12 protein-coding genes and 1 pseudogene are annotated in these 25,219 nt (G+C 62.4%); 11 read left to right on the top strand and 2 right to left on the bottom strand.

The window, feature by feature from the left end; genetic code table 11:
- Positions 1-18 precede the first annotated feature (18 nt).
- The 4 genes and pseudogenes from FWD29_07605 to katG all read left to right on the top strand — a co-directional run bounded on the left by FWD29_07605 (position 19) and on the right by katG (position 13,478).
- The gene (locus FWD29_07605) at positions 19-9,846 is read left to right on the top strand and encodes an Ig-like domain-containing protein (GenBank protein ID MCL2803795.1); all 9,828 of its coding nucleotides are present in this window, start codon (positions 19-21) and stop codon (positions 9,844-9,846) included.
- A 380-nt stretch (positions 9,847-10,226) separates the two neighbouring features.
- The gene (locus tag FWD29_07600) at positions 10,227-10,595 is read left to right on the top strand and encodes a hypothetical protein (protein ID MCL2803794.1); all 369 of its coding nucleotides are present in this window, start codon (positions 10,227-10,229) and stop codon (positions 10,593-10,595) included.
- Positions 10,596-11,077: 482 nt separating this feature from the next.
- Positions 11,078-11,299 (top strand): annotated as a pseudogene (locus FWD29_07595) (transcriptional repressor).
- Positions 11,292-13,478 (top strand): catalase/peroxidase HPI, encoded by a 2,187-nt coding sequence (gene katG / locus FWD29_07590; GenBank protein MCL2803793.1) that lies wholly within the window; start codon positions 11,292-11,294, stop codon positions 13,476-13,478. The pseudogene FWD29_07595 and the gene katG overlap by 8 nt, the downstream one beginning before the upstream one ends.
- Positions 13,479-13,524: 46 nt before the next feature.
- On the opposite strand, the gene FWD29_07585 is transcribed toward katG, so the two are convergent.
- Together FWD29_07585 and FWD29_07580 are read right to left on the bottom strand one after the other, a co-directional pair.
- A complete protein-coding gene (locus tag FWD29_07585) occupies positions 13,525-13,932 on the bottom strand; it encodes a hypothetical protein (protein MCL2803792.1) in 408 nt (135 codons plus the stop codon).
- Complete coding sequence (locus FWD29_07580) at positions 13,929-14,177, bottom strand: AbrB/MazE/SpoVT family DNA-binding domain-containing protein (GenBank protein ID MCL2803791.1); 249 nt, start codon at positions 14,175-14,177, stop codon at positions 13,929-13,931. The genes FWD29_07585 and FWD29_07580 overlap by 4 nt, the downstream gene beginning before the upstream one ends.
- 304 nt (positions 14,178-14,481) lie before the next feature.
- Here FWD29_07580 and pstC point away from each other — a divergent pair, with 304 nt between their 5' ends.
- The 7 genes from pstC to FWD29_07545 all read left to right on the top strand — a co-directional run bounded on the left by pstC (position 14,482) and on the right by FWD29_07545 (position 25,059).
- A complete protein-coding gene (gene pstC, locus FWD29_07575; GenBank protein MCL2803790.1) occupies positions 14,482-15,543 on the top strand; it encodes a phosphate ABC transporter permease subunit PstC in 1,062 nt (353 codons plus the stop codon).
- Complete coding sequence (pstA, locus tag FWD29_07570) at positions 15,536-16,774, top strand: phosphate ABC transporter permease PstA (protein MCL2803789.1); 1,239 nt, start codon at positions 15,536-15,538, stop codon at positions 16,772-16,774. The genes pstC and pstA overlap by 8 nt, the downstream gene beginning before the upstream one ends.
- The gene (pstS, locus tag FWD29_07565; protein MCL2803788.1) at positions 16,771-18,393 is read left to right on the top strand and encodes a phosphate ABC transporter substrate-binding protein PstS; all 1,623 of its coding nucleotides are present in this window, start codon (positions 16,771-16,773) and stop codon (positions 18,391-18,393) included. The genes pstA and pstS overlap by 4 nt, the downstream gene beginning before the upstream one ends.
- A complete protein-coding gene (locus FWD29_07560) occupies positions 18,380-20,902 on the top strand; it encodes a hypothetical protein (GenBank protein MCL2803787.1) in 2,523 nt (840 codons plus the stop codon). The genes pstS and FWD29_07560 overlap by 14 nt, the downstream gene beginning before the upstream one ends.
- 112 nt (positions 20,903-21,014) lie before the next feature.
- Positions 21,015-22,103, top strand: a complete 1,089-nt coding sequence (locus FWD29_07555; GenBank protein ID MCL2803786.1) for a hypothetical protein — start codon at positions 21,015-21,017, stop codon at positions 22,101-22,103.
- A gap of 30 nt (positions 22,104-22,133) precedes the next feature.
- Positions 22,134-23,765: an Ig-like domain-containing protein gene (locus FWD29_07550; GenBank protein MCL2803785.1), complete on the top strand. Its 1,632-nt coding sequence runs from the start codon at positions 22,134-22,136 to the stop codon at positions 23,763-23,765.
- Positions 23,766-23,943: 178 nt separating this feature from the next.
- On the top strand, positions 23,944-25,059 hold the full coding sequence (locus tag FWD29_07545; GenBank protein ID MCL2803784.1) for a DUF916 domain-containing protein: 1,116 nt from the start codon (positions 23,944-23,946) through the stop codon (positions 25,057-25,059).
- Positions 25,060-25,219: the final 160 nt, after the last annotated feature.

Below are 25,219 nucleotides of genomic sequence, written 5' to 3'. Positions count from 1 at the left end.
GTGGTTGAGGCCGGCCCAATGGTGGCTGACGGCATTGCCCACTACACCGTCAAGGTCTACCTGCGCGACGCCAACTCCAACGCCCTGACCGCGGCGGGGGGCCAGAACGTCTCCTTCAGCTTTGACCTGGGGGCCAACAGCTACCCGGTGACGGCCAAGGTCGACGCGGCCGGCGTGGCCACCACCACCTTTGCCACTTACCTGGCCGGCACCTGGCAGGGCACGGCCCGCTACGACGGCCAAGCGGTCGAAGGCGGCAACCCGCCGGTTGATCTGGTCTTTACCCCAGATACCTGGTCCGCCAGCCATTCGACCTTCACCGTCTCCGACAACCAGGTCCTGGCCAATGGCATCCAGAAACACTGGGCTAAGGTCCAGTTGTTCGACGCCCACGGCAACCCGGTCGGTGGCCAAGACGTCACCTTCCAGATCTCTCAAGGCGCGCCCAGTGTGCCTGGCCCATCACTGAACGGCGGCGGCGACCAAGTCACGGTCACCACCTGCGACCAAGGTGCAGCCGGCCAGCCCAGTTGGTGCTGGGCCAACGGCAGCTTCATCCAAGGTTTGGCCTATGTCGAAATCACCTCAGAAGAGCCCGGCACCTTTATTGTCACCGCCACCTCTGAATCAGTCCGCATCCCCAGTCCGGGCGCCGTGCACAGAGTTTCCTTCACCGCCGGTGCACCCGACGCGACCAAGTCCTCCTGGCTGCTCAACCCGGCGGCCACCGCCACTAACACTGTCGCGGTCGTGGCCAACGGGGTTAGCCAATATGACCTGACCGTGACCGTCAAATCGGTTAGCGACATTCTGGTCGACGCCGCCGCGGTGCGGTTGAACCTGCGTGGTGCCAGCCCCAGCCTGCTTATCACCGGCGACAACCCGGCCCTGACCGGCACCCCGGAAAACGGTCCGTGGGGCCAGTACACCTGGCAGATCGCCTCCAACTTCAAGGGCGTATACGAATTCGACGTCCAGGTCAACGCCGGTGCCGGCTTCGTCACCATTGGCGAGCCAGTGGTGGTCCGCTTCATTGCTGGACCGCCCAGCGCCGCCAACTCCTGGCTAGTTGAACCGGCCGCCGCTTCGGCCGCCGGGGCCGGCAGCCAGGTTGTGGTGGCGGATATCCGCGACGCCAACGGCCTGGCAGCCAACGACGGCGAAATCGTCAGCTTCCAAGTCCCAGCCGCGTTGACGCCATCGGGCGCCATCAATGTTGCCGTGGTTGACGGCAAGGCCACCATGACGCTGAACAGCGCCACGGCCGGCACCTGGGCCGTTACGGCCAAGGTCGGTGGCGACGCCATCATGTCGGTGCGCACCGGCACGGCCGTGGTCGCCAGCCACGTTGACGGCAACGCCAACGTCACTTGGACCCACGGCCAGCCCAGCGCCAGCAACTCGCAACTGACCATCCCGACGGCCGGGGCCACCAAAGTGGCCAACGGCACGGATCAACACACCGCTCAGGTGCTGGTGCTGGATGAGACCGGCAACAACCCGGTACCAGGTGTTCAGGTGCTGTTCACCTACGGTTACGACGCGGCCCACCAGACCACTCTGGCGGCCACTTCTAACGCCAGTGGTATCGCCACGATCCAATTCACTTCGGTCAAGGCCACCACCTATGAGGTCAACGCCACGATCAACTCGGGCCAAACCGTGACCGGTTCGCCGGCCTACGCCAGCTTTGTGGCCGGCCCGGTTGACCCGGCCAAAACCCTGGCCTCCTTGCGGACGCAGGGCGGAGTGGCCAAGGCCACCGGCTACCAGCCACTCTGGGCCGAGATGACAGCCCAAGACACCAACGGCAACCCGGTTAGCGGTGTCGCACTGGAGTTCTACCTGCCCTACTTAGGCAGCGATGGTCCGGTTTTCGCACCAATTGCCACTGGCGGCAAATCCGTCACCGCCAACTCCGGGGCTGACGGTGTGGTCCGGGTCGACATTGTTTCGACCTGGCAAGGCACCTTCGAGGTCAAGGGCCGCCTGGGCCTGGCCACCTCCGGCCTGCCAACCCGAACCGTCACCTTCGACAACGACGCCGGCGATCCAGACCAATCCGAATGGTCTATCGCTGCGGCCGCGACCAACCCCTACTCAGACAGGGTTGTGGCCAACGGCTCAGACGCTTACACCGCCAGTGTCATTATCCGTAACGCTGCCGGCCAAGAGCTCAACGGCGTGGGCGGCACACTGACTGTGACCTCGAACGCCACTGGCGAGGCCCGCGTGATTGGTTTCACCACCGGCCACGACGGCACTGCCGGCCTGGCTCTGGTTGATGTCACCTCGCTGGTCTCTGGCTTGTACACGGTCACGGTCCAACTGGGCGGCAACCCAGTTGCCACCACGGTTGGCGGCGCCATCACCACCCAGTCGATCGAGTTTGTCGCCGGGCCGCCCCATGTCACCACCACTCGCCTGGTCAGCCCGGCCGTGCCCTCGATCGCCGATGGCGCAGACAGCCAGGTCATCAGGGCGGAGGTCCGCGACGCTTATGGCGCAACTGGCCTGGGCAACCCGGTACCAGGTGTTGACGTCGAATTCACCATCCCGGCCGGTGTCACCGCCAAAACCGCCGGCGGCGACATCACTGGCCCGGACAATGTCACCATCGCCACCGCCACTGCTGGCAGCGATATCGGTGTGGCCAAACTGGTTCTGGTCGCCACCGCTCGCGGTGAATACCCGGTCACGGCCAAGGTTGGTTCGCTTAGCATTGTTGGCGGCTCGCCGGCCAAGGCCCGTTTCACCAGCGGCGATCCTAGCGCCGAGGCCTCAACCTTCGTCATCACGACCGCCGGGGTGGACAAGGCCGTGCGCAGCGAAAACCACCAGCTGATGGTGGAGATCTTCGACGCCTTCTCCAACCCGGTCGATGACCGCGCGGTCACGGTGTCCTTCCGCTGGCGCCTGGCCACATCAACCGGCCCCTGGTCAACCCCGGTCCAGGTGACCACGTCCAACGGCGTGGCCGTGAAGGACTTCACCGTTGACGTGGCCGGCACCTATGTGGTCGAGGCCTACCTCAGCGGCGGCCAAGTCGAGGACGGCAAACTAGCCACCTTCGTGGCCGGCCCGGCCTCACCGGGCGACTCGCTGTTCAACTCTTCAGCCGGGCTGCGTGTGCCTAATAACGGCAGCTCAGCCCACTGGGCCAACGTCAAAGTGCTAGACGGTCCCGGCGGCAATGTCGTGGCCAATGAACACGTCACCTTTACAGTTGGCGGCAGCGCCACCCTGGTAATAGGCGGAGTGCCTTGCGGGCAAACCTGCCTAGTCAGCTCCTCCCTGCTGGGAATGGCCGAGGTTCGAGTGGTCAACACAGTGGCTGAGCTGGTCCGCATCTCCGCTTCAGTCAAGGGTTCCGAAGTGGGCCACGCCAACTTGGAGTTTGGTCCTGATGCCGCTTCGGCTGCTGATTCCGATTGGAACGTCCAGCCGACCAAAGCCATCGACGCCAGCCACCCGCATGTGGTGGCCAACGGCTCGGACTCTTGGACCGCCACGGTGACCGTTAGGGACGCCTCACCTGACCACCTGCCGGTGGGCGGGGCTGTTGTCTCCTTCACGGTGCCTGGAGGAGTCACTATCGCGCCGGCATCGGGCCCCTACACCACTAACAGCGCCGGCAAAGTGCAAGTCGCCTTCACCTCAACTAAGGCCGGTAGCTACGACGTGCGCGCTCGGGTGGGCGACTACATTGACCCCAACCCCATCACAATCACCTTTGGTGCCGGGCCAATCGACGACCCCTCATCCTTCCTTGAGGGTCCAACGGCGGCCGCCATTGCCAACGGCACTGACACCGCGGTTGTCCTGGCCCACGTCCAGGACCGCTACGGCAACCCGGTCACCGACGCCACTGTCCGTTTCGTCGTGCCGGCCGGCACCGACGTGCTGGGCCATGAAGGCGAAGGCCTGACCCGGATCGACCTGCCGGTCGACCCGGACACCGGCGTGGCCACACTGACCTTGGTTTCGACCAAGGCTGGCTCCTACAACGTCACGGCCCAGGCCAGGCGGGCTGGCGAGTCCTGGATACCGCTGCTGACCGGATCACCGGCGCGAGTCGATTTCGTGGCCGGACCTGTCCTTGGCGCCAACTCGGTGATTTGGACAGATCAAACCGGACCGATGGAAGCCAACGATCTGGACGCCTACAGCGTCAACGTGCAGCTAAACGACGCCTTCGACAACCCGGTCAAACAGGCCGGTATCAACGTCACGCTGCGTTTCAGCCTCAACGGCGAAACCATTGCCCGGACCGTCCAAAGTGGACCGGAGGGCGTAGCCAGCTACGATTTCGCCACTACCAAGGCCGGATTCTGGCAAGCCACAGCCCAAGTCCGTGGCCAGGCAGTCGAAGTCGGTTCGCCTCTGTCCCTGGCCTTCGTGCCAGGCCCAGTTGACTGGACCAAGTCGAAGTTCTGGACCTCTCAGTCCAATGTCTTCGCGGACGGCGACAAGTTCCATTGGGCCAAGGCCCTACTGGTCGACAGCTACGACAACCCGATTGGTGACCTGCCAGTTGACTTCGCCATCAGCGCCGGCGCCGCCGGGGCGGCCAGCCCCTGGTTTGACGCCGATTCGGACCAAAACGCTGTTCAGGTGATGACCTGCGACCTGGCCAACCAGGTTGGTGCGCCGGTCTGGTGCTTTGTCGAAGGGGTCTTCCAACCTGGTTTGGCCTACAGTGAAATCCGTTCGACTCAGGCAGGCACCTTCGATGTCACAGCCAAACATGACGGCGTTTCGATCGAAGTGGCCAAGCGCCAGGTTTCCTTCACCGCCGGCAAACCGGACGCCGGGAAGTCCAGCTGGGCCATCACACCAGATGCCGCAGCCAACCCGGCGGTCAAACTGCCGGCCACCGGCCTGACGGCTAACTCCTACGCCTTGACCGTGACGGTCCGCTCGGCCGCCGATCTGCTGGTCGACGGCGCCACCGTCCGCCTAAGCGGCCTGCCGTCCCAGGTTATGGTGGCACCGGCCGCCAGCGGGGTGACCGCCGGTCCAGGTAGCGCCAGTATTGGCACTTTCACTTGGCAGCTTTACTCCGTAACGAAGGGCACCTTCACCGGTTACGTCCAGGTTTTGACCGATGCCGGCTACCAGACTGTTGGCGATGAGTTCACTGTGCGCTTCGGTTCCGATGCCGCCTCGGCCGCCTTGTCGTGGCTCGAGGGCCCGGCGGTGCCGGCTCAGGCCGGCCCAGGTGCCGCCCAGGTTGTGACCGCACGGGTCTATGACGTGCATGGCAACCCGGCCGATTCAGGCGACGTAGTCTTCCATGTGCCAACCACGGTTGGCTCACTGGGCACCGACCATTTGACGCCCAACGGCGACGTCACCGTCTCCGTAGTTGACGGCCTGGCCTCGCTGACGCTCAACTCCCACTACGCCGGCACTTATGAGATCACCGCCTCGGTGGTGGCTAGTGCCGGAGCCACGCCTGAACCACTAATGTCCGTCAAGGCGCCTGGTTCGTCTTTGGCCACGGCCAATATGAGGTCAGATGGCATAGTGCCGGTGACCTTCAGCGCCGGTGCGGCCGATGCCGCTAACACCGAGCTGACGGTGCCAACCGCCGCTGGCGGCGCCACCAAACTGGCTGATGGAGCTCAGGTCCACACCGCCCAGGTCACGGCCATTGACTCAAATGGTCTGAACGTGGTGCGTGATGCTCAGGTCCGCTTCCAGTGGACTACCGGTTCGGTCGACACACCTAACGTCGGCCCGTGGCAGACCATTGCGCCGGACCGGGTGACCGACCCGGGCGGGCTGGCCAGCTATGACCACATTTCCCATAGCTCCGGCTGGATCTGGTTCAGGGCTTTTGTCCAGGATTCGACCGACGCTTGGGTCGAGGTGGCCAACTCTCCAGCTAAGGCCAAGTTTGTGGCCGGCGAGGTTGACCTGTCTGCTTCCAGCGCTACGTTTGTGACCTACGACCAGCCGGTTTTGAACAACATGACTGACGCCTCTTGGGCTCGGGTCCAACTGGTTGACGCCAAGGGCAACGGTATTCCCGGCCTCGATGTCACCTTCACGGTGCCGGCCGGTTCAACCCCGGTGCTGCTAGATGCGGCTGGCGTCCCGGCGGGTAAGTCCGTCACCGTGGCCACCTGCGACGCCGACCTGCCGGCCGACCTGGCCAAAGCCGACTGCGCCATCAACGGCCAGTTTGTTGAAGGCCTAGCTGTGGCCTATTTGGTCTCGGCGGTTGAGGGTAGCTTCACGGTCAGCGGCGTTGTCGACTTGGGTGTGTTGGGACCGGCGCCGGTCGGTTCTGGGCCAGTTGAGTTCTCCGCTGGTGCACCCAGCGCGGCCGCCTCATACTTCTCCCTGACCAAGACTGACGCCGCCGCCCACCATGTGGTGGCCAACGGTGTCGACTCTTACACTCTGAGCGCCACTGTCACCAACGGCCTGACCGGTGCCTCGCTGCTGCCGGTTAGCGGGGTTTGTTTGACCCCGGCCCTGCCGGCCGGTGTGGTGGTGAAGGACCCGGCCGCTGGCCGCGGGACTTGCGCCGCCGGCCAGTTCCAAACCAACGCCGCCGGCCAAATCTCAGTTGAGCTGGTCTCGACTAAGGCCGCCACTTACAAAGTTGGCGTCAACTTGGGGGCCGCCAAACTGGCCACCACCGCCGGGGGCACCACCTACACCCTGGACGCGGTTTATGTCGGTGGGGCGCCGGTAACCGGTTCTGGTAGTTCCTATTTGACTTCACCAGCCGCTTTTTCGTTGGCCGATGGCGTGCACGCCCAGGTCATCACCGCCACCTTGCTTGACGCCTATGGCAACCGGGCCCAATGCTTCGCCGCCAACGGCTCCGAGGCCGGTTGCCCGGTGACCTTCACCGTGCCGGCCAAAACCTTCGTAGGCCAGGGCGCCGCCGAGGTGGCCGGCCCGGCCACCGCCGTCATCGCCTCCGGCACTTCCACAGACGATCTGGGCCTGGCCAAGCTGGAGCTTTACTCCAGGACGGTTGGCAGCTATCTAGTTTCCGCCCAGGTGGCCGGCCAGGACATCACGGTGGCTGACGGCGCCGATATGACCCCAGAGGCCGCCCAGGCCAAGGCCCGCTTCTTGACCGGACCGGCCGACCCACGCCAGTCGGTGCTGTCGATCCCGACCGCCGGGGCTTCAGGCACTGACACAGTGTTGGTCTCAACTGGAGCCAACACTCACACCGCTCGGGTTCTGATTGCCGATGCCCAGGGCAACGGCAAAGCCGACCAAAGGGTAATCGTGAGCTGGCAGCCGGTTGGTGCCAGTGGCTCCGAGGGTCTGCGGACCAAACCCCTGGTGACCAATGCCGACGGCCTGGCCGAGGTGTCGTTCGCCTCTGAATGGGCCGGCACCTACGTGGTCAAAGCCGTGCTGGTGCTGGACGAGCCCTGGATCGACCCGGTCAACAAGCAGTCGCATGAGGCTGAAGACCATGTCACGGTGACGGGATCTCCGGCCAACGCCACCTTCCACGCCGGGCGGCCGGCTGCCTCTGGCCACTACACCTATCTGTTGGGGCCAAGCAGTCCGGCCGTGGCCAACGGCACAGCCACCCAGGTCATCACCCTGGTGACGCATGACGACTTTGGCAACCCGGCCAGCTGCCAGGCTGATGGCTCCACCGGTGGCTGCCCAGTGACCTGGGACACCACCACTGATGCGGCCCTGGGCGGCTTGATTAGCTCTGGCAAAGCCTCGGTTTCTTCTGTGACCACGACCGATGCCAACGGCAAGGCCACTATCACCGTGACCTCGCTTAAGGCGGGCACCTTCAAGGTTGGTGCCGGAGTCAAGGACGTCACTTTGGGACTGGACAATGGGGCCCCGGCCTCAGTCCAGTTCACGGCCGGACCGGCCGTGGCTGGCGCCTCGGCCCTAACTGTGGCGCCAAGTGCCACCAACCCGCAGCCCGGTCTGGTCCAAGCCAATGGCTCAGATTCCTACGACCTGGTGGTTGGCGTCATGGACGCCAACTCCAACCCGGCCGCCTCGGTTGATGTCTTCTTCTACATCACCGCCCTAGATAGCCCACCAGATGATGCCACCAACCCGGTGTTGCAGACCCTGCGGGCGGCCAACGTTGATGGTCAGGCTTTGGCCGTGCTGTCAAAGACCGTGCCAGGCGAGTTCTACGTTTGGGCCACGCTGGGGGCTGAGGCGAGCGCCGACATCGGCCCCAGCAAGGTCTCAGGCTCACCGCAGCTGGCCGAATTCGAAGTTGGCCAAGCTGCCGCCATGGCCAGCGATGTCACGGCCGGGCGGGTCTATGTCGAAGCCAACCGGGATGACACCAAAGCCCGCGGTTCCATCGACACGGTGACAGTGCATATTGTGCTGCGCGACGCCAACGGCCACGCCTTGAGCCCGGCCCAGGCCGCCGCCTATGTCGGTCTGGTTGAGGTCAGCTCGACGCTGGCTGGCACCGAGGTCGCCGGCGGTGGCATCGCCACCTACCAGGCCGACGGCTCCTTCTCGGTCACGGTCCACTCAAACGCCGGTGGCCAAACTAACCTCAACTTGACTGTTGACGGTGACCTGGCACCCAGCGTGCTGCAAATCCAGTTTGTGCCAACCCCGGCCGCACCGGTCTACGCCACCGGAGCGATCAGTGGTTCGAAACAGATCAGCGGTACAGGTGAAAACGGCACCGTTGTGACCGCGGTCGACACTTCCAGTGGCGACACCCTGTGCACGGTGGCAGTCGTGGCCGGCCGCTGGTCCTGCACCTTGGGCACGGCGCTGACGCATGGTACGGAAATCTCAGCCAAGGCCGTGCGCGACCTGACTGCCACACCCAGCGACCTGCCCGGGGACCACATTTTCACCTCAGTGGCCGCCACCACTTCGGTCACCACTGACACCCCGGCGCCGCCGGTGGTCGACCCGTCCGACGGGCGGACCATCACCGGCCAGGTCGACCCGGACCAAGCCGCCGGTGACGGTCTGTGGGTGGTTGTGACCGATCCGACCACGGGGGATGAGTTGTGCCGCGTCCAAGCCGCCCCAGACGGCACCTTCCAGTGCGCCTTCGACCCGGCTTTGTCTGATGGCATGGAGGTTGACGTCACAGTCGAGAACTCGGTTGGCGGCGCCTCGCCTCCAGTCAGCCTGGTCATCAGCGGCAACGCCCCGGCCCAGCCCTGGGTCGACCCGACCGACGGTGAAGAGGTCACCGGTGGCGGCCAGCCCGGCAACACCATTACCATCACCGATTCGGACGGCGAGGAGCTGTGCCGAACCACGGTGGGCAGTGATGGTCTGTGGAAGTGCACCTTGCAGCCACCGGCCGCCGAGGGCGACATCATCACCATTGTTGAGACCGATCCGTCGGGTAACTCCTCCAGGCCAGTCAATTGGCGGGTGGGCTTGCCTCGCATGGTCCTTGGCTTCAAGGAACTGACCGTAGGCGATCCGCAAACCGTGGTTGGTTACAACTTCCAGCCCGGCGAGTCGGTGGCCGCTTGGCAGTACTCAACACCGCACTCCGTTGGCGTGGCCAAGGCTGATAACAACGGCACCGTGCGCTACCGCTACCTGATCCCGCAAGGCACGCCGGTGGCAACTCACCACGGCGAGCTGTCCGGTGCCCTATCCGGCAAGGTCAGGGAGCCGTTCAAAGTCATCCAGCCGGCCGGGCCCGAGGCTGATCCTAACTCGGTGTCTGAGCCAAGCCCCAGCGCGAACGGCGCTCTGTCGTTCACTGGTGCGGCCGGGGCGATTGGCCTAATCGCGGCCGCCCTGGCAGCCCTGCTGGGCGGTCTGGTGCTCCTTCTGGCCGGCAAACGCCGTGGCCAGAAGGACGAGGAGGCTAGCGCGGAGGGCTGACCGCGTAGCCACCTTGAACGGGGCGTGGTGCCGCTGGCGGGCGGTGCCACGCCCCTCTTTATTGGCTGGGAGTTCAGGGGGTAAACGTGGGTCGCCATTGACCCACGCAGCTCCTACCATAATGCCTTTATGCGCTGGGACGGGGTTTGTTATGCAAAAACTGCGCTGTAGCGACAGGGTGTTTGTGACTCCCTCGGCTGGCCTTCGGACCTCTCCGGACGGCACCTGGTTTTTGACCCACCTCATCCGCCTAGACGAAAAGTAACACCCGGTCGCCCGGCCTTCGGTCGACCGCTGCGCGGTAGTGGTAGCCTGCTGGCGCAAGGCCTGACCGGTCTGGACACCGGTTGGGTAATCCCCCCGATCTAGGAGAGATCATCATGAGTCCAATTGGTAGCTTGACTCGTAAAACCTGGCGGCGGATCGCTGCGACAATCACAGGCGCCGCACTAGCTACAGGCTTAGCATTCACCGTCGGTGTGCCCGGCGAGTCAACCCAAGCTCAAGCCAACCTGGTGCCAGCGGTCGCTATTTGTAACAGCACCACTGTCTCCTATGGAGTGGCGCTGAACGGCGTGAAGGTGTACCTCACGAACAATTGCACCTACGCCCGGTTGATCAGTTGGGGCCTGACATCCGACAGGCCACAAACGGGCAATGGTAACTGGGTTGGTGCCAAGCAAAAAGTTCATGTACAGACCATTAGCTACACGAACTACGTCAAGGGCGTCAGGGCCCGCGCCTGGTAGATCGCGCAAATCCGCCCTGCCGCAAGGCAGGGCGGTCGTCGCGTGCTGTAAATGCATTTGGATCCGCCGCGACCTAGTGTCGGCGTGGGTGAGTGGCTGCGACCTAGCATTAACGCAGGTCAAACCACCACGACCTAGTGCCAACGCAGGTCAAGTGGCTACGACCTTGCACCAAAACAGGTCAGTCCGCCACGACCTAGCATTAGCGCAGGTCAAACCACCACGACTTTGCACGGAAACAGGTTCCAATTATCGGACCGACACATTTTGCCTGGCCGCGCCCGCGGCCCAAAAGCCCCGACCTGTCTCAGTACTAGGTGACGGCTGGTCGGCCTGTTTTGGTGCTAGGTCGTGGCAACACCACGGTTTCGGTGCCGGTCGAAAACACAGCCAGTTCTGCTGGGGCTACTTCAACCGGCGCTGACACACGGTCGTGGTCCCACTGAGGCATGATTGGTGGCATGGACCATTTTTGGCCGCCGCGCTACGACCCGAGAGTTGGTGACAACCATCATCATGTGGTCTGTCGACAATGTGGCGCCATCGAAGATGTTGACTGCGCCGTAGGCCATGCACCTTGTCTTGCCCCTTCTCAGCACCATGGTTTCGTCATCGACGAGGCCGAGGTGACCTACCGGGGCCTTTGCCCAAACTGCCAGACCGCCAAAACAGAAGCTTCAATCGAGGAGAAGACCAATGACTGACTCAGCCCAATCCCCAAGCTCTGCCGGCCCAGCCACCGGTGCCGGAACCGATGGGGCCAACCGCCGGTGGTGGCCTGCCCGCCTCGACCTGAAGATTCTGGCCAAAAACCACCCAGCGGCCAACCCGCTGGGCGCCAGCTTCGACTACGCCAAAGCCTTCAGCGCGCTTGACCTGGCTCAGGTCAAGCAAGACATTGAGGCCGTGCTGACCACGTCCCAGGACTGGTGGCCGGCCGATTTTGGTCACTACGGTCCGTTTATGGTCCGCATGGCCTGGCACTCAGCTGGCACTTACCGCCTGAGCGACGGACGCGGCGGAGCTGGCACAGGTCAACAACGGTTCGCTCCGCTCAACTCCTGGCCTGACAACGTCAACCTGGACAAGGCCCGTCGCTTGTTGTGGCCGGTCAAACAGAAATACGGCGCCGCGATGTCTTGGGCTGATCTGATGATCCTGGCCGGAAACGTGGCCCTGGAATCAATGGGTTTCAGAACTTTTGGCTTCGCCGGCGGGCGAGTCGACGCCTGGGAGCCGGAAGAAGACACCTACTGGGGTCCAGAAGCCACCTGGCTGGGTGACGAACGCTATTCGGGCCAGCGCGAGCTTGAAAACCCACTGGCCGCAGTCCAGATGGGCCTGATTTACGTCAACCCCGAAGGGCCAAACGGCAACCCGGATCCACTCGAGGCAGCCAAGGACATCCGCGAAACCTTCGCCCGCATGGCCATGAATGACGAAGAGACCGTGGCCCTGATTGCGGGCGGTCACACCTTCGGCAAGACGCACGGTGCCGGTCCGGCCGAGTCGCTGGGACCAGAACCCGAAGCGGCCGACGTTGACCAACAAGGCTTTGGCTGGGACTCCAGCTTTGGCACCGGCAAGGGCGGCGACACAATCACCAGCGGACTTGAGGTGACCTGGACCACCACGCCAACCAAGTGGAGCGCCAACTTCTTCTGGAATCTGTTCGGCTATGACTGGGAGTTGGAAAAGAGCCCAGCTGGGGCTTGGCAGTGGCGACCCAAGCACGGCGCCGGTGAGGGCACGGTGCCCGACGCCCACGACCCGGCAAAGCGGCATGCGCCAACTATGCTGACCACCGACCTGTCACTGCGTTATGACCCGATCTACGAAGCGATTTCACGGCGGTTCATGGAGAACCCAGACCAGTTTGCCGAGGCTTTTGCCCGGGCCTGGTTCAAGCTGACTCACCGCGACATGGGTCCAGCTTCGCGCTACCTTGGCGCCGAAGTGCCACGCGAAGTCCTGATCTGGCAAGACCCGGTACCCCAAGTCGACCACGAGCTGGTTGACGCCGCTGATATCCGGGCGCTCAAAGACCAGGTTCTGGCCTCGGGGCTGTCGGTGTCCCAGCTGGTATGCACGGCTTGGGCTTCGGCCGCGACCTACCGGGACTCGGACAAACGCGGCGGCGCCAACGGCGCTCGCCTTCGGCTCGAACCGCAACGTTCCTGGCCGGTCAACAACCCCACCGAACTGGACAGCGTGCTGGCCTCGCTTGAGTCCATCGCTCAGTCATTCAATGACTCACATACAGGCGGCAAGCAGATTTCGCTGGCGGACTTGATTGTGCTGGCCGGCTGCGCTGGCGTGGAGGAGGCCGCACGCCAGGCCGGTGTCAGCGTCGAAGTCCCGTTTGCCCCGGGCCGGACTGACGCCAGCCAAGACATGACCGATGCCGCCGCTTTCGCCGCGCTTGAGCCGAAATCCGACGGTTTTCGCAATTACTTGGCCACCGGCCAGCTGCCGCCGGCCGAATACCTGTTGATCGACCAGGCCAACCTGCTAACCCTGAGCGCCCCGGAAATGGCGGTGCTAGTTGGCGGCCTGCGCGCCATCGGCGCTACCTTCGACGGTTCTGGCCTTGGCGTGTTGACGTCCAGGCCGGGAGTGCTGTCCAACGATTTCTTTGTCAACCTGCTGAAGCTGGGTACGACTTGGCAGCCGGTTGGTCCTGACCGGCAGGTTTTCGAGGGACATGGGGCCAGTGCCGAGACCTGGACCGCGTCCAGGGTTGACCTGGTCTTTGGGTCCAACGCCGAGTTGCGGGCCATCGCCGAGGTCTATGCATCAGATGGTGCCGGCGAAAAGTTCGTGGCGGACTATGTCGCCGCCTGGACAAAAGTGATGAACCTCGACCGGTTCGACCTGGCCTAGCTCACAAATCGCCCAGAAGCATCAACTTGCGTTGTGGCCGCTCGGCTCATGGAGACTTGGCGGCCACCAACTGCGCTGCCTGGTGTTGTTTGGCTAGTGCTTTGTCAAACGTCAACAGCGGCGCGTTACCCGTGACTTGGGCTTCCTCCGCCAAATAGCAGTCGATAAAGGACAGACCGCCCTGCTTTTCGAACACGCTGGTCACAGCGTCAAGCATGGCTTTGTTGGCTTCAAAGGCGTTGTCCCACAGGACGGTTCGGACTATCTGTGCCACTTGGCTGCGTGACAGGCCGTAGTGATGGAGCAGCGCATGAACCAACTCCGCGATCGCCATATCTGTCACTCGGAAACGCGCCCCAGGCACCGTCACAAGGTCCCTGACTGCTTCGTACTGTTTGGGAATGTCGCGTAGCACCAGCCTGAGCAGCAGGTTGGTGTCCACCGTGGCGGTCACCTTGGCAGCCTCGGAGCGCGCGCTTCATAGAAGCCGTGGACATCTTCCAGGGGTTCGGTTCCTGGTTCAATCCAAGAGTTGAACCGAGACGAGGCCTCATCCCAGCTTTCCCGCCGCCGCATCACGGCCGCGCCTTCTTCATAATCACTAAATGTCACCGTGTCGCCAGGCTTCAGCCCCAGTTTGCGCCGCAACTGCGCCGGAATCACAATTTGTCCCTTGCTGGACACAGTCGCCGATATCACCGAATCTCCTACCTCAGGCCTCTTGTCTTACTTTCAGTATAGTGCCCTACTGACAATGACAAGTCCTACCTAGGTCTTGGCGACTAGTGGCGCCGTCGAACACCATAACGATCGCCGGCCAGCCGCGAGGGAGTGAGTAAAGCAGCCCGTCCAGGGGGTTTGGGTGTTGTTTTCCTAATGTTCATTTTGTGTTTCGCCCGTCGTAACCGGCTGTTTCACCTTGGCTGCAAGTATGTGGGCGACAAGAGTCTGATGAGGCAGGAAGGCAACTGCTGACGGGAGGGGGGTCCTCTTGGGAGGAAGTGTGGATCACTTGGATACTTCCGAGTCGGGCAGTAAGCCACCGCCGTCTTTTCTTCCCACCAGAGAGCCAGTTCTCGATCACCCCGCTGGTCAAACGCGGCGCCGGCTTGTCGCCCAGCAATCACTGGGGGACAGGATTTTCCGCCAGGCCTCCTTTGGCGCCGGTGGCATCACCGTGGCCATCATGTTGGCTGTCGGCCTGTTCTTGTCACTTAGGGCCAGCGACGCCGTCCAAGTGTCGGGCTGGTCATTCCTGACTGAACGAGCCTGGTCGCCGGAAACCCAGACGTTTGGTGTTGCCGCCATATTGTTTGGCACCGTATCGATCGCCTGTATTGCACTGACGGTCAGCGTTCCGCTGTCCCTAGGGACTGCCCTACTGCTGTCTGAGGTAGTCGAAGGCAGGCCCCGATCTCTACTGGTGTCCTTGGTGGACCTGATGGCCGCGGTGCCGAGCATTGTCTTTGGCCTGTGGGGGGTGTACTTCCTCCAAAGTGAAATCATCCCCGTAGCCAGATGGATCTCAACTTGGCTTGGTTGGATCCCGATCTTCGCAGTGACTGATGCCGATGGAGTCGCCTTCACTGATGCCAGCGCCTTCACCTCCTCTGCCTTTATCGCCGGAATTGTCGTCGGCTTCATGGTGGTACCGACTCAAACCTCGATTATGCGTGAGGCTTTCGCCAGGGCGCCAATTGGCGAACGCGAGGGAGCTTACGCCCTTGGCGCCACCCGCTGGGGCATGATCCGATCTGTCGTGCTTCCATTCGGCAAGGGCGGCGTGATTGGCGGCGTGATGCTGGGATTGGGCCGGGCGTTAGGCGAGACCATCGCCGTGTACATGATCATTTCACCAATCTTCACCATCAACCCACAGGTGCTGAAGAGCGGTACCAACTCGGTCTCAGCCCTAATCGCTTTGCGCTATGGGGAGGCCAGCGAGTTTGGACTCTCGGCGCTGATGGCGGCTGGTCTTGTGCTCTTCTTGCTGACCTTGGTGATCAACTTCGTGGCCTCGTCTGTCGTGGCCCGGTCCCGGTCAGGAGCCCAAAGCGATGACTGAGATAGCCCGTAATTCCCTGCTGCCGGCCGATCCGACCACCTGCCCGGAGGCTGACGGCCCGGTCGGTCCCAGACGCCAAGTCCGTGGCTCGACCGCCGGACAGCGGTTCAATCTGTATGGCGCCCTGGGCGGCGGCGGCGCCTTGGCATTCTTGTTGTTCGGCTGGTTCGCGCCGTTTTCCGGCACCTTTGGTTGGGTGTTGGTGGCGTTTGGGGCCTTCCTTGGCCTCTACGCCATGTTGATCTTGCAGGATGGCACCAAGCACGATGTCGAGGACCGGCTGGCCACGGCGTTGTTCACCAGTACTGGAGTGCTGCTGTTTGGCGCCTTAGGTTTCATCGTGATTTATACGCTGTCACGGGGCGTGAATGCGCTGGCTCACGCCAACTTCTTCACTCAGACGATGGAGTTTGCCGGCCCATTGGACCCTTTGACTACCGGCGGAATAGCCCACGCCGTGGTTGGAACCTTAATCCAAATCTCCATCGCACTGGTGATCACGATTCCCCTGGGAATCGGCACCGCTGTTTTCCTGAACGAGGTCGGTGGCCGGTTCGCCAGATTCGTGCGCACGGTTTCTGATGCCATGACGGCGCTGCCCTCGATCGTGGCGGGTCTGTTTGTCTACGCCGCGGTGATCCAGGGCGTCACCCACGAACGCTCCGGCTTGGCGGCGGCGATAGCGATCAGTGTGATGATGCTGCCGATCATAGTTCGATCGGCCGATGTCGTTTTGCGCCTGGTGCCGGGCAACCTGCGTGAAGCCTCCTACGCTCTGGGTTCGTCGCGTTGGCACACGGTCTGGAGTGTGGTCCTTCCCACCGCCCGCTCAGGTCTGGTCACTGCGGTCATCCTGGGCACGGCCCGTGGGATCGGCGAGACCAGTCCGGTGCTCCTGACTTCAGGCGTGACGGCTGCAATGAACACCAATCCTTTTTCCGGGCCGATGATCTCGCTGCCTTTACAGGTCTTCGATTTTGTCCGGTCACCCGAACCGACCATGGTTGCCCGCGGCTTCGGCACCGCGGCAGTGCTGCTGCTGCTGGTACTACTGCTCTTCGCGGCAGCCCGAATCCTTGGCGGCCGGCCAGCTGGGGAAATGTCGACTCGACAGCGCCGGGCCGTCGCGGCAGCGTCAACCCGAGACTGGCGTCGATTCGCCGCCCGGCTTCCAGCCCGCGGCGTCGATCAGAACCAACCGCCCCCCACCGAAGCCGAGGAGTCATCGTGAAATCGCAGCGAGTTTTGGCCCAGATTGCCCTGGCGGCCGCATTGGTGCTCATAGCCGAGGCGGCCACCTCGGCTCCAGCTCAAGCCGAGACCTACTTTCCGATTACCGGTACCGGCTCGACCTGGTCGCAGAATGCCTTGGACCAGTGGCGCAGCAACGTCGCCAGGAACTATGCCATGACAGTCAATTACTCCGGAGTTGGCTCGAGCGCCGGCCGTCGCGACTTCATCGACGGCACCGTGGACTTTGCCATCTCCGAGATCCCGTTCCAAGCCAAACCCGAGGACGGTTCGGCCCCAGAGAAACCTCGGTACGGCTATGCCTACATGCCAGTGGTCGCCGGTGGCACCAGTTTCATGTACAACCTCAAAATCAATGGTCAACGGGTGACGAATCTTCGGCTGGGTGGTGAGACCATCACCAAGATCTTCACCGGAGCCATCACCAAGTGGAACGATCCGGCCATCAAAAGCGACAACCCCGGGCTCAACATGCCCGACCGGACGATTGTCCCAGTCATCCGATCTGACGGCTCAGGTACCAGCGCCCAATTCACCTTGTGGATGTCCAAACAGTACCCGTCACTGTGGAAGCGCGGGATGACTTCACAGTTCCCGAGCTTCGGCAACGCCAAAGCCCAAAAGGGCTCGGACGGCGTGGCTGGCTACGTGGCCCAGAGCTACGGCGAAGGCGCGATCACATACGTTGAATACTCCTACGCCAAGAAAGCCGGCTTCCCGGTTGCCAAAGTACTCAACAAGGCCAACTACTACATCGAGCCGACCGCGTCGTCGGTGGCAGTAGCTCTAATGAAGGCAAAGATCAACACCAACAAATCCTCGCCCGACTATCTGACCCAGATCCTGGACGACGTCTACAACAACACCGATGCGCGGAGTTATCCGCTGTCGAGCTACTCCTACCTGATAGTGCCAACCGAGGTTGCCGGAATCTTCAACACCAACAAGGGCAAGACTCTGGGCGCTTTCGCCCGGTACATGCTCTGTGAGGGCCAACAGCAAGCCGACACCCTGGGTTACTCGCCACTGCCGATGAACCTGGTGATGGCTGGGTCGGACCAGATCAAACGAATCCCAGGCGCCGGCAACACCGGTATCGACATCAACCGCTGCAACAACCCCACCTTCAAAGCCGGTGACTCTCCGACCCGAAACCAGCTGGCCCTAACCGCACCCCAACCCGCGGCCTGCGACAAGGCTGGCCCGACCCAGTGCACCACCGGCACCGGAGGTGCCAAACAGGATACGGCCACGAGTGGCGGAGACAAGGCCGGCGGGGGCAACAATTCCGGTGCCGATGGCGGTGGCGGTGGCGCCGGTTCGGGATCGAATAGCGACGGGGGCGGCGACGCCGGCCTGTCCAATGATGCGGGCCTTCCGGTTTACGACGAGTACGGCAATCTGATTTCCGGTAGTGAAGGTTCAAATGCCGGCTCTGGCGCCGGCGCGGTGGCCCAACCGTTCACTTTGCCGGCCTCGGCCAATGACGCGGCCAACCGGCTGATAGCAGCCTCGGCGGCGCTGCTGATCGCCGCCGTGGTAACACCACCGTTGCTGTGGCGGCGCCTGAAGAAAGGGAGTCATCGTGCGAACACTTGAACGTCATCTACCCAAATCGAAACCGGCCCGGGCCTTGGTCTTGATCGGAGCGCTGCTTGTGATCGCAGGGCTGGCTCCGCCGGCGGGGGCGACTTCGGCCTGGACGGTAGAAACGTCATCGGCCAAGACCGTCACGGCGAAGGCCTACGATCCAGATTTCGCCAACGCTCCGTTTCCCGATTTGGCAGTAACGATCTCCCAAACCACAGGCTTGATGGCCCAAGGCGTCGCCGTTAGTTGGACCGGTGGCAAACCATCGCGGGTCCCGACAAACAACGAAGGCGGCCAGAACTTCCTACAACTGGCGCAGTGCTGGGGGGATGAACCAGGCAGCAACGGGACCCGCCCCGACCGCACCACCTGCCAGTACGGCGGGTTCAATCTGCCTGGTGCCAGCCGCTGGTGGAATCGGTCCAGGGCCGAGGAGCCGCTAATTCCAAGAGAGGATCTGCCCTACACCGCTCCCGCCAGTGGACCGCTCGGGGCATTGACATCGATCCCATTTCGCTCGGCCACTGGTGTTACCATCGCCGATGTTGTTGGCGGAGTCCGGATTCCGGGTGTGGACGTCAACAACAATGAGTTCTTCACCCGCTACACCACTAATGAAGTGTCTTGGGCCGGTTCGGGGGCCGATGGCGCCGGCTCAGTCAGTTTTGAACTCCAGACCGCTCAGGAGTCACCAGGACTCGGTTGCGGTGCGCCGGTATCAGGCTCGGGTCAGACGGTCAAAGGTGCCTCGTGTTGGCTGGTGATCATCCCGCGGGCTGAGGACGACCCGTTCAGCAGTGGAATAATCCGATCCGGCCTGTTCCAGGAGACCTGGAAACACCACCTGGCGGTCAAACTGGAGTTCAGGCCCCTGGGCCTGCGCTGTGCCATAGGCGCGGCCGAGCGGCAGCTCTCTGGCAGCGAGCTGGCCTCGGAGGCTGTGGGGCGATGGCAGCCAGCCATGTGCAGCTCGGGCAAGGGAATGGTGTTCTCGCTGCTGACCGGCCCAGAATCGGACGCTGTCCGAGCCGCAGTATCCACCAGTACCGTCCCACTGGCGCTCACCGCCCGCGCGCTGTCAGATGCGGAGAGCGATCCTCTGGCTTATGCTCCGATTGCCTTGACCGGAGTGTCCATCGGTTTCGCCATCGACCGGTCTCACGGCGCCAATGAAGCGCCACCCGAGGTGGTGGCCCGCGAACGGCACGCTTTTGAGTCATTGAAACTGACCCCGCGACTGCTGGCCAAGCTACTGACCGCCTCCTACCGCTCGGCCTTGCCAACCGGCGCCGAAAAGAGCCATCTGGGCGACAATCCTTGGAACCTGACTTTTGATCCAGACTTCCTGGCCGTGAACGACCCAGAGTGGGCCTATATGGTGCTGGAAGGTGTTGGGCTTTCTGATGTCTTGGTGCCGCTGGGACGTTCCGATACTGCTCGGCTGGTCTGGCAATACATCCTGGCGGACGCCGACGCGACGGCTTTTCTGGCTGGTAAACCAGATCCCTGGGGCATGAAGGTCAACCCCTACTACTGCACGGCTTCGGCTTGCAACGCCACCGGCGAGGCGCTGACGATGCCGGCTGAAGACTTTCCCAAGGCCGACCCGGTCGAGTTCGAAGGTTCGGCAGTTTACGACTACGCCGATGTGGTCAACCAAATAACCTGGCGTCCCTTTAGCTCGAGTTTGGACCAGAGTGGGTATCTGGTGTTGCGCGGCGATCCGCTTACCTTGGGCGGCTTCGACCCCCTATCTACTCCGCCAAAGTACAACCGCGCCGCCCGGGCTCGGGTCGGGCTACAGAAATCCATGGGTCTGACGAGTACCTCAGCTGCTGCTCGGTATCAGGTAGTGCAGGCGTCGTTGCTGAATCCCGCCGGTGCCTTCGTCACCCCCACAACCGACACGCTGTTGGCTGCAGCCTCGGCCATGACTCAGGACCCGAATCAGATGCAAGTGGTTGGTTTTGACTCAAGATCGGAGGCGGCCAAAGCGGCCAAAGGTGCCTATCCACTGGCGGTTCCGGTCTATGCGGCAGCCAATCCGGAAATGGGAGACGCCGCTGTCCGCGCAGATTATGCAGCCTTCATTGACTATGCCGCCACCAACGGCCAGCAACCGGGTGACTTAGACGGTCAACTACCTCCTGGATATGCGCCCATTCCTGCCGATTGGCAAAAGCAGGCCAAAGCGGCCGCCCAACTCATCAAGAATGGGCCGCCGGGTGGTCCCACCCCGACTCCAACACCCGCTCCGACCTCAACACCAACCGATCCGTTCCAGCCAATGGCGGACTCGAGCCTTGACAACGACGCAGCTTCAACACTGGGGGAATCAGAGTTGGACTCGTCCAATCCAAATGCCAGCGGCGCAGCAGCGGCGGCCTTGCGAGGTGGAGAGACGCCGGCCGACCCCGGAGTCGGGGCGTTGCGCGCGGCGGTGCCGGCAGCAGGCGCGGTTGGTCTCCTGGCAGGTTTCTCCCTGCCCTTGGTCTCGCGTATCAGGCGGTCGCCGTGACACGCGAGACCGACACCCAAAGACCTCAGGCCAAAGACGTTGTCGCGTCTATGCCTGCGGGATGGCCGCACAATGCGGCCATCTGGACGTCATTGACAGAAAGGGTCAACTGATGAAGTCTACTAAACCGCTAGTTCTGGGCCTAACCGCAGGACTAGCACTATCATTGTTTGGGATCGCGGGCATTGCCAATGCCGAACCGGTTTCAAACTCCTATGTTCTGGTCGGGTCGGATACCCTCCAGGATTCGGTCAACGCGCTCACAAACGGCACCGACATTGGCGGCGCCGCGTTCAGGGCCACGGCTGCTGGTGGCGCCACGTTGGGCAATTTCGATGCCTTCGGCTCAGCCACCATCCAAACCAAGCCGAACGGCCCGTTTTTTGTCCGCCCAGCCGGTTCCGGCAATGGGCGCAATGCCTTGATCGCCTCGATCACCGGTGCGCCTTGGCAAGGTAAGACAATTACAGGTCAGGTCGACATTGCGCGCTCATCCTCCGGCCCAGGCGGCCAGGCCTCTTCTGACGGCAAGCTGCTCTACGTGCCCTTCGGGCGAGACGCCGTGTCCTACGCCTACTACGGCTCTGGAACGGAGCTGGCTTCGCTGACCACGGCTCAGTTGAAGCAGATCTACGAATCCAACAGCCCGGTCACCATCAATGGGGTCACCGTACAGCCATTGATTCCGCAGAGCGGTTCAGGTACGCGGGACTTCTTCCTCTCGGCCATTGGAGTAACCGCACTAGGTACCACGGTAGACAGCCACGCCAACACTCTGGCGGAGAACGACGCTTCAGTGCTCACCACAGTGGGACATATTGTTCCCTTCTCCGCCGGCAGCTGGATTGCTCAAGCCAATGGCGCTTCCGGTGTCAACACCATTCCAGCTTCAGGGCTTGTCAAGCTGGGCAGCCCGAACGGTCAAGCGCCATTCACTGGCAGTGGATCGTCGTTAGTTCCGGCCAGCGCCTTCTACTCCAGCCAGTTTGGCCGGGACACCTACCTAATTGTCGAATACGCCCGGGTCAATCCGGGCGATGCCAAATATGACGCCGCCCTGTGGGGCTTGGTTGACCCAACCCGGCCAACCAGCCTGACCAACATGAGCGCCGGCCCGACCACAGCAGGTGCAGTGAAGCGGCAGTTTGGTTTCTTGCCTGTCGCCGATGCAACGCCGATTCGCGCCTACACGACCATCTAGCAACCACCTGACGTAGAAAAGGAAAGCACTATGAAAAAGAACAATTACCGAAAGTTGGCGGCAATCGCTGTCGCAGCCGGATTGATGGTCCCAGCAGGCGTGGCATACGCTGCCGACGAACCTACCGAATTCCCCACCACTTCTTACGCTCCGGTGTATCTAGTTGACGGCCTTGACAACATTCAATACCCTCCGGGAACCCAAATGGAATGGGATGACTGGAGAATGGCGCACCTGGCGGCGATTCCCTGCCCCGAAACCCCGACTGACTACGAAACCGTGCGGCTGCCTTATGTGGAAGGCTCAGAGGAGTTCATCAACTTCATTTCGGAGCCGGGCAAGGAGTTCAACCGCAACGACTGGCTCGCCTGGGGCGACAAGTGGGCTTTTCAGGGCGGCGGTACTAAGGGTGCCATGTTGCCGTTTGTGACACCGGACAAAGTCCTGTATGGATCTGGACCGGCCGTCAAGGCTGCCGGCGGTACCTACAGCTTGGGTGTCGCCTACCTGCACACCAACGGCTTGTACGTGGTTACAGCTTTCTTCACCACCATCAACGTCGATGCCGGCACCGGGGACTGGAAGTTCGCCACCCCGACCACCAAGCAGGCCACCAGCACCGCGCTCAGCGCGTCTGCTACGTCGGTCAGCCTGGGCGCGGCGGTGGAGTTGACCGCCACGGTCACTCCCAGTGCTGCCACCGGTAACGTCCAGTTCAAGGATGGTGACACTTCGCTTGGTATCGCGGCTTCGGCTGGGGGACAGGCCAAGCTGACCACCACTTCCCTGGCGGCTGGCAGCCACTCGATCACCGCAGTTTTCGCGGGTGACTCGGCTTACGAGGGCTCGACATCGGCGCCCGTGACGGTTCAGGTCAACGCCATTACCGGACCGGATGAGTCGGAACTGACCCCGGCCAATATGGGCGGCATCACTGTCACCCTGGAAGGGAAGAATGCCCGCATCACCATGGACGCCTCCAATAACGGCAAAGTGGTGAACGTCTTCGGTTACTCCGACCCGATGCTGCTAGGACAGCGGACGGTCACAGGTGGCGAGGCCACGGTCAGTGTGGCCGGTCTGCCGGCTGGTGAGCACAAGATTGCCGTAGTTGATGCCGCCACTGGAGACATCATCGGCTGGGCTGGCGGAATCGTGATTGCATCAGCCGACATGGAAGGCATGCGCGACCTCGAGGCTGAAGTCACCCGTTCAACCGACGGCGAGCTGAAGCTGATCGCACCAGACAACTCCACTCCTGCGCTGATTGGGAATCCAACGCTCGACGCATCTGGACGTTCGCTGTCCACTGGTGAGCTTGGCCCATTTAGCGTTATTGACGAACGACTGATCTCCAAGCCGGGTTGGGATCTGAACACTGCGGTGGACACGTTCACCCTGAGCGGTGGCACAGATACCATCGCCAATTCATCGTTGGGCCTGGCTCCCAAACTACTGACCAACACCGGCCCCGGCGTTCCGACACTCGGTGCCGCACAGCCGGCAGGTGTGGCGGTCTACTCGTCTCTCTTTGCCGAGTTGCTGGCGGGCAACCACAACAACAAGGCGGACTTCGACGCCGACCTGTCATTCCTGGCTCCGCTGGGTGCAGTCCCTGGAACCTATACCTCGGTCCTCACGTTGACGTTGGTCTCCAAGTGAGTCAAGAGGCCTAGTTATCAAAAAAGAACCAAGAGCCGGACTTCTGGAAAGGGCTTATGCCGAATGACCGCAAGTCCGACGTGGTAAATAGGCTGTCTGTGTCCGAGGCGGAATCCAGCCTCGGACACAGACAGCCACCTTCCGACCTACGATGCGCCCGTATTGAAGAGGAATCCAAATGAAAAAGGAAATGGCTGGCCGAATCGTCCGAAACCTATTTGCCGCGACGGTCATTAGCCTGGTATTCACCGGCTCAGGGATGTTAGCGTCCACCAGCGCTCAGGCCGAGGGCGAGACCATCGGCATCTCCATTGCTCCGGCCGACAAAAACGGCCTAGACAATCGCAGCCGCTTTAGCTACCAAATCGAGCCGGGCCAGACAGTCTCAGACTTCGTCAGAGTCTCTAACCCCGGGTCGACGCCAATAACGGTAACCGTACTGGCGGCAGACGCCTTCAACGCCGAAGACGGCGCCTTTGCTTTGATCGAATCGAAGGCGCAGTCGACAGATGCGGGCTCATGGGTCACTTTTGCAGGTGGCGAAACGGAAGTAGCCCTTGAACTAAAACCGGCGGAAGCCCAGGTTATTGGCTTCCAGTTAGACGTTCCGGCCGACGCCACGCCCGGTGACCATGCCGGCGGCATCGTGGCCTCGGCCTCGGTGGTGGGCGAAGGCGAGATAGCTGTCGAGCGGCGGGTGGCAACCAGGATGTATGTTCGGGTGGCCGGCGAATTGCAGCCTGCACTCACTCTCAGTAGTTTCTCAGCCACTCACACTGGTGGCCTTCTCCCCACCAGTGGCGCGGTACGAGTCAATGCTGTGCTTAGCAACAGCGGAAACGTGGCCCTGTCTGGCACCGTGACCCTGACCGGCAGCACCTGGTCCGGCATCGCCATCGGCCAAACGATGGAAGTCGAACTTCAAGAGATGCTGCCCGGAAGCTCCCGGACGGTCACCTACGATCTAGCCAAGGTGCCCCAAGTTGGCTTCGTCAAACCCAAGTTGCTTTTGCGGTCAGCGGTAGATGGGGATGCCCCTGATCCTGGACCGCTGCCGGTGGTAGAGCGTGACGCCTTCGTTTGGGCAATGCCGTGGCTGGTGTTGGCGATCCTGGTGATCGGCGGAGGCGGAGGCACGTTGCTTCTTCGCCGGCGCCGACGCCGTGATGCCGAGCACGTCGCGGCTTGGATCGCCCAGACTCAGGCGGAAGCCGGCACTGAAACCATTAGCACCGACCCTGCTGGCGTTGCCACCGGCAGTTCGGCTGGCCGAGAGAAAGTGAAAGCTCAGTGAGGAAACTGGGGCGACTGCTGTTGTTGACCAGCCTTGTGGCTGGGCTGGTCTACTTCCCCGGCAAGGTCTGGTTGACTCACGCCGAGGATGACTCTGGATCGGTACCGTTGCAGGCGGTAGTACTGGAATCAGAACCCGACCCGTTCGATGAACCAGAACC

Source organism: Micrococcales bacterium (assembly GCA_009784895.1).
GTDB lineage: Bacteria > Actinomycetota > Actinomycetes > Actinomycetales > WQXJ01 > WQXJ01.
This window is presented reverse-complemented; position numbering and strand designations above follow the sequence as displayed.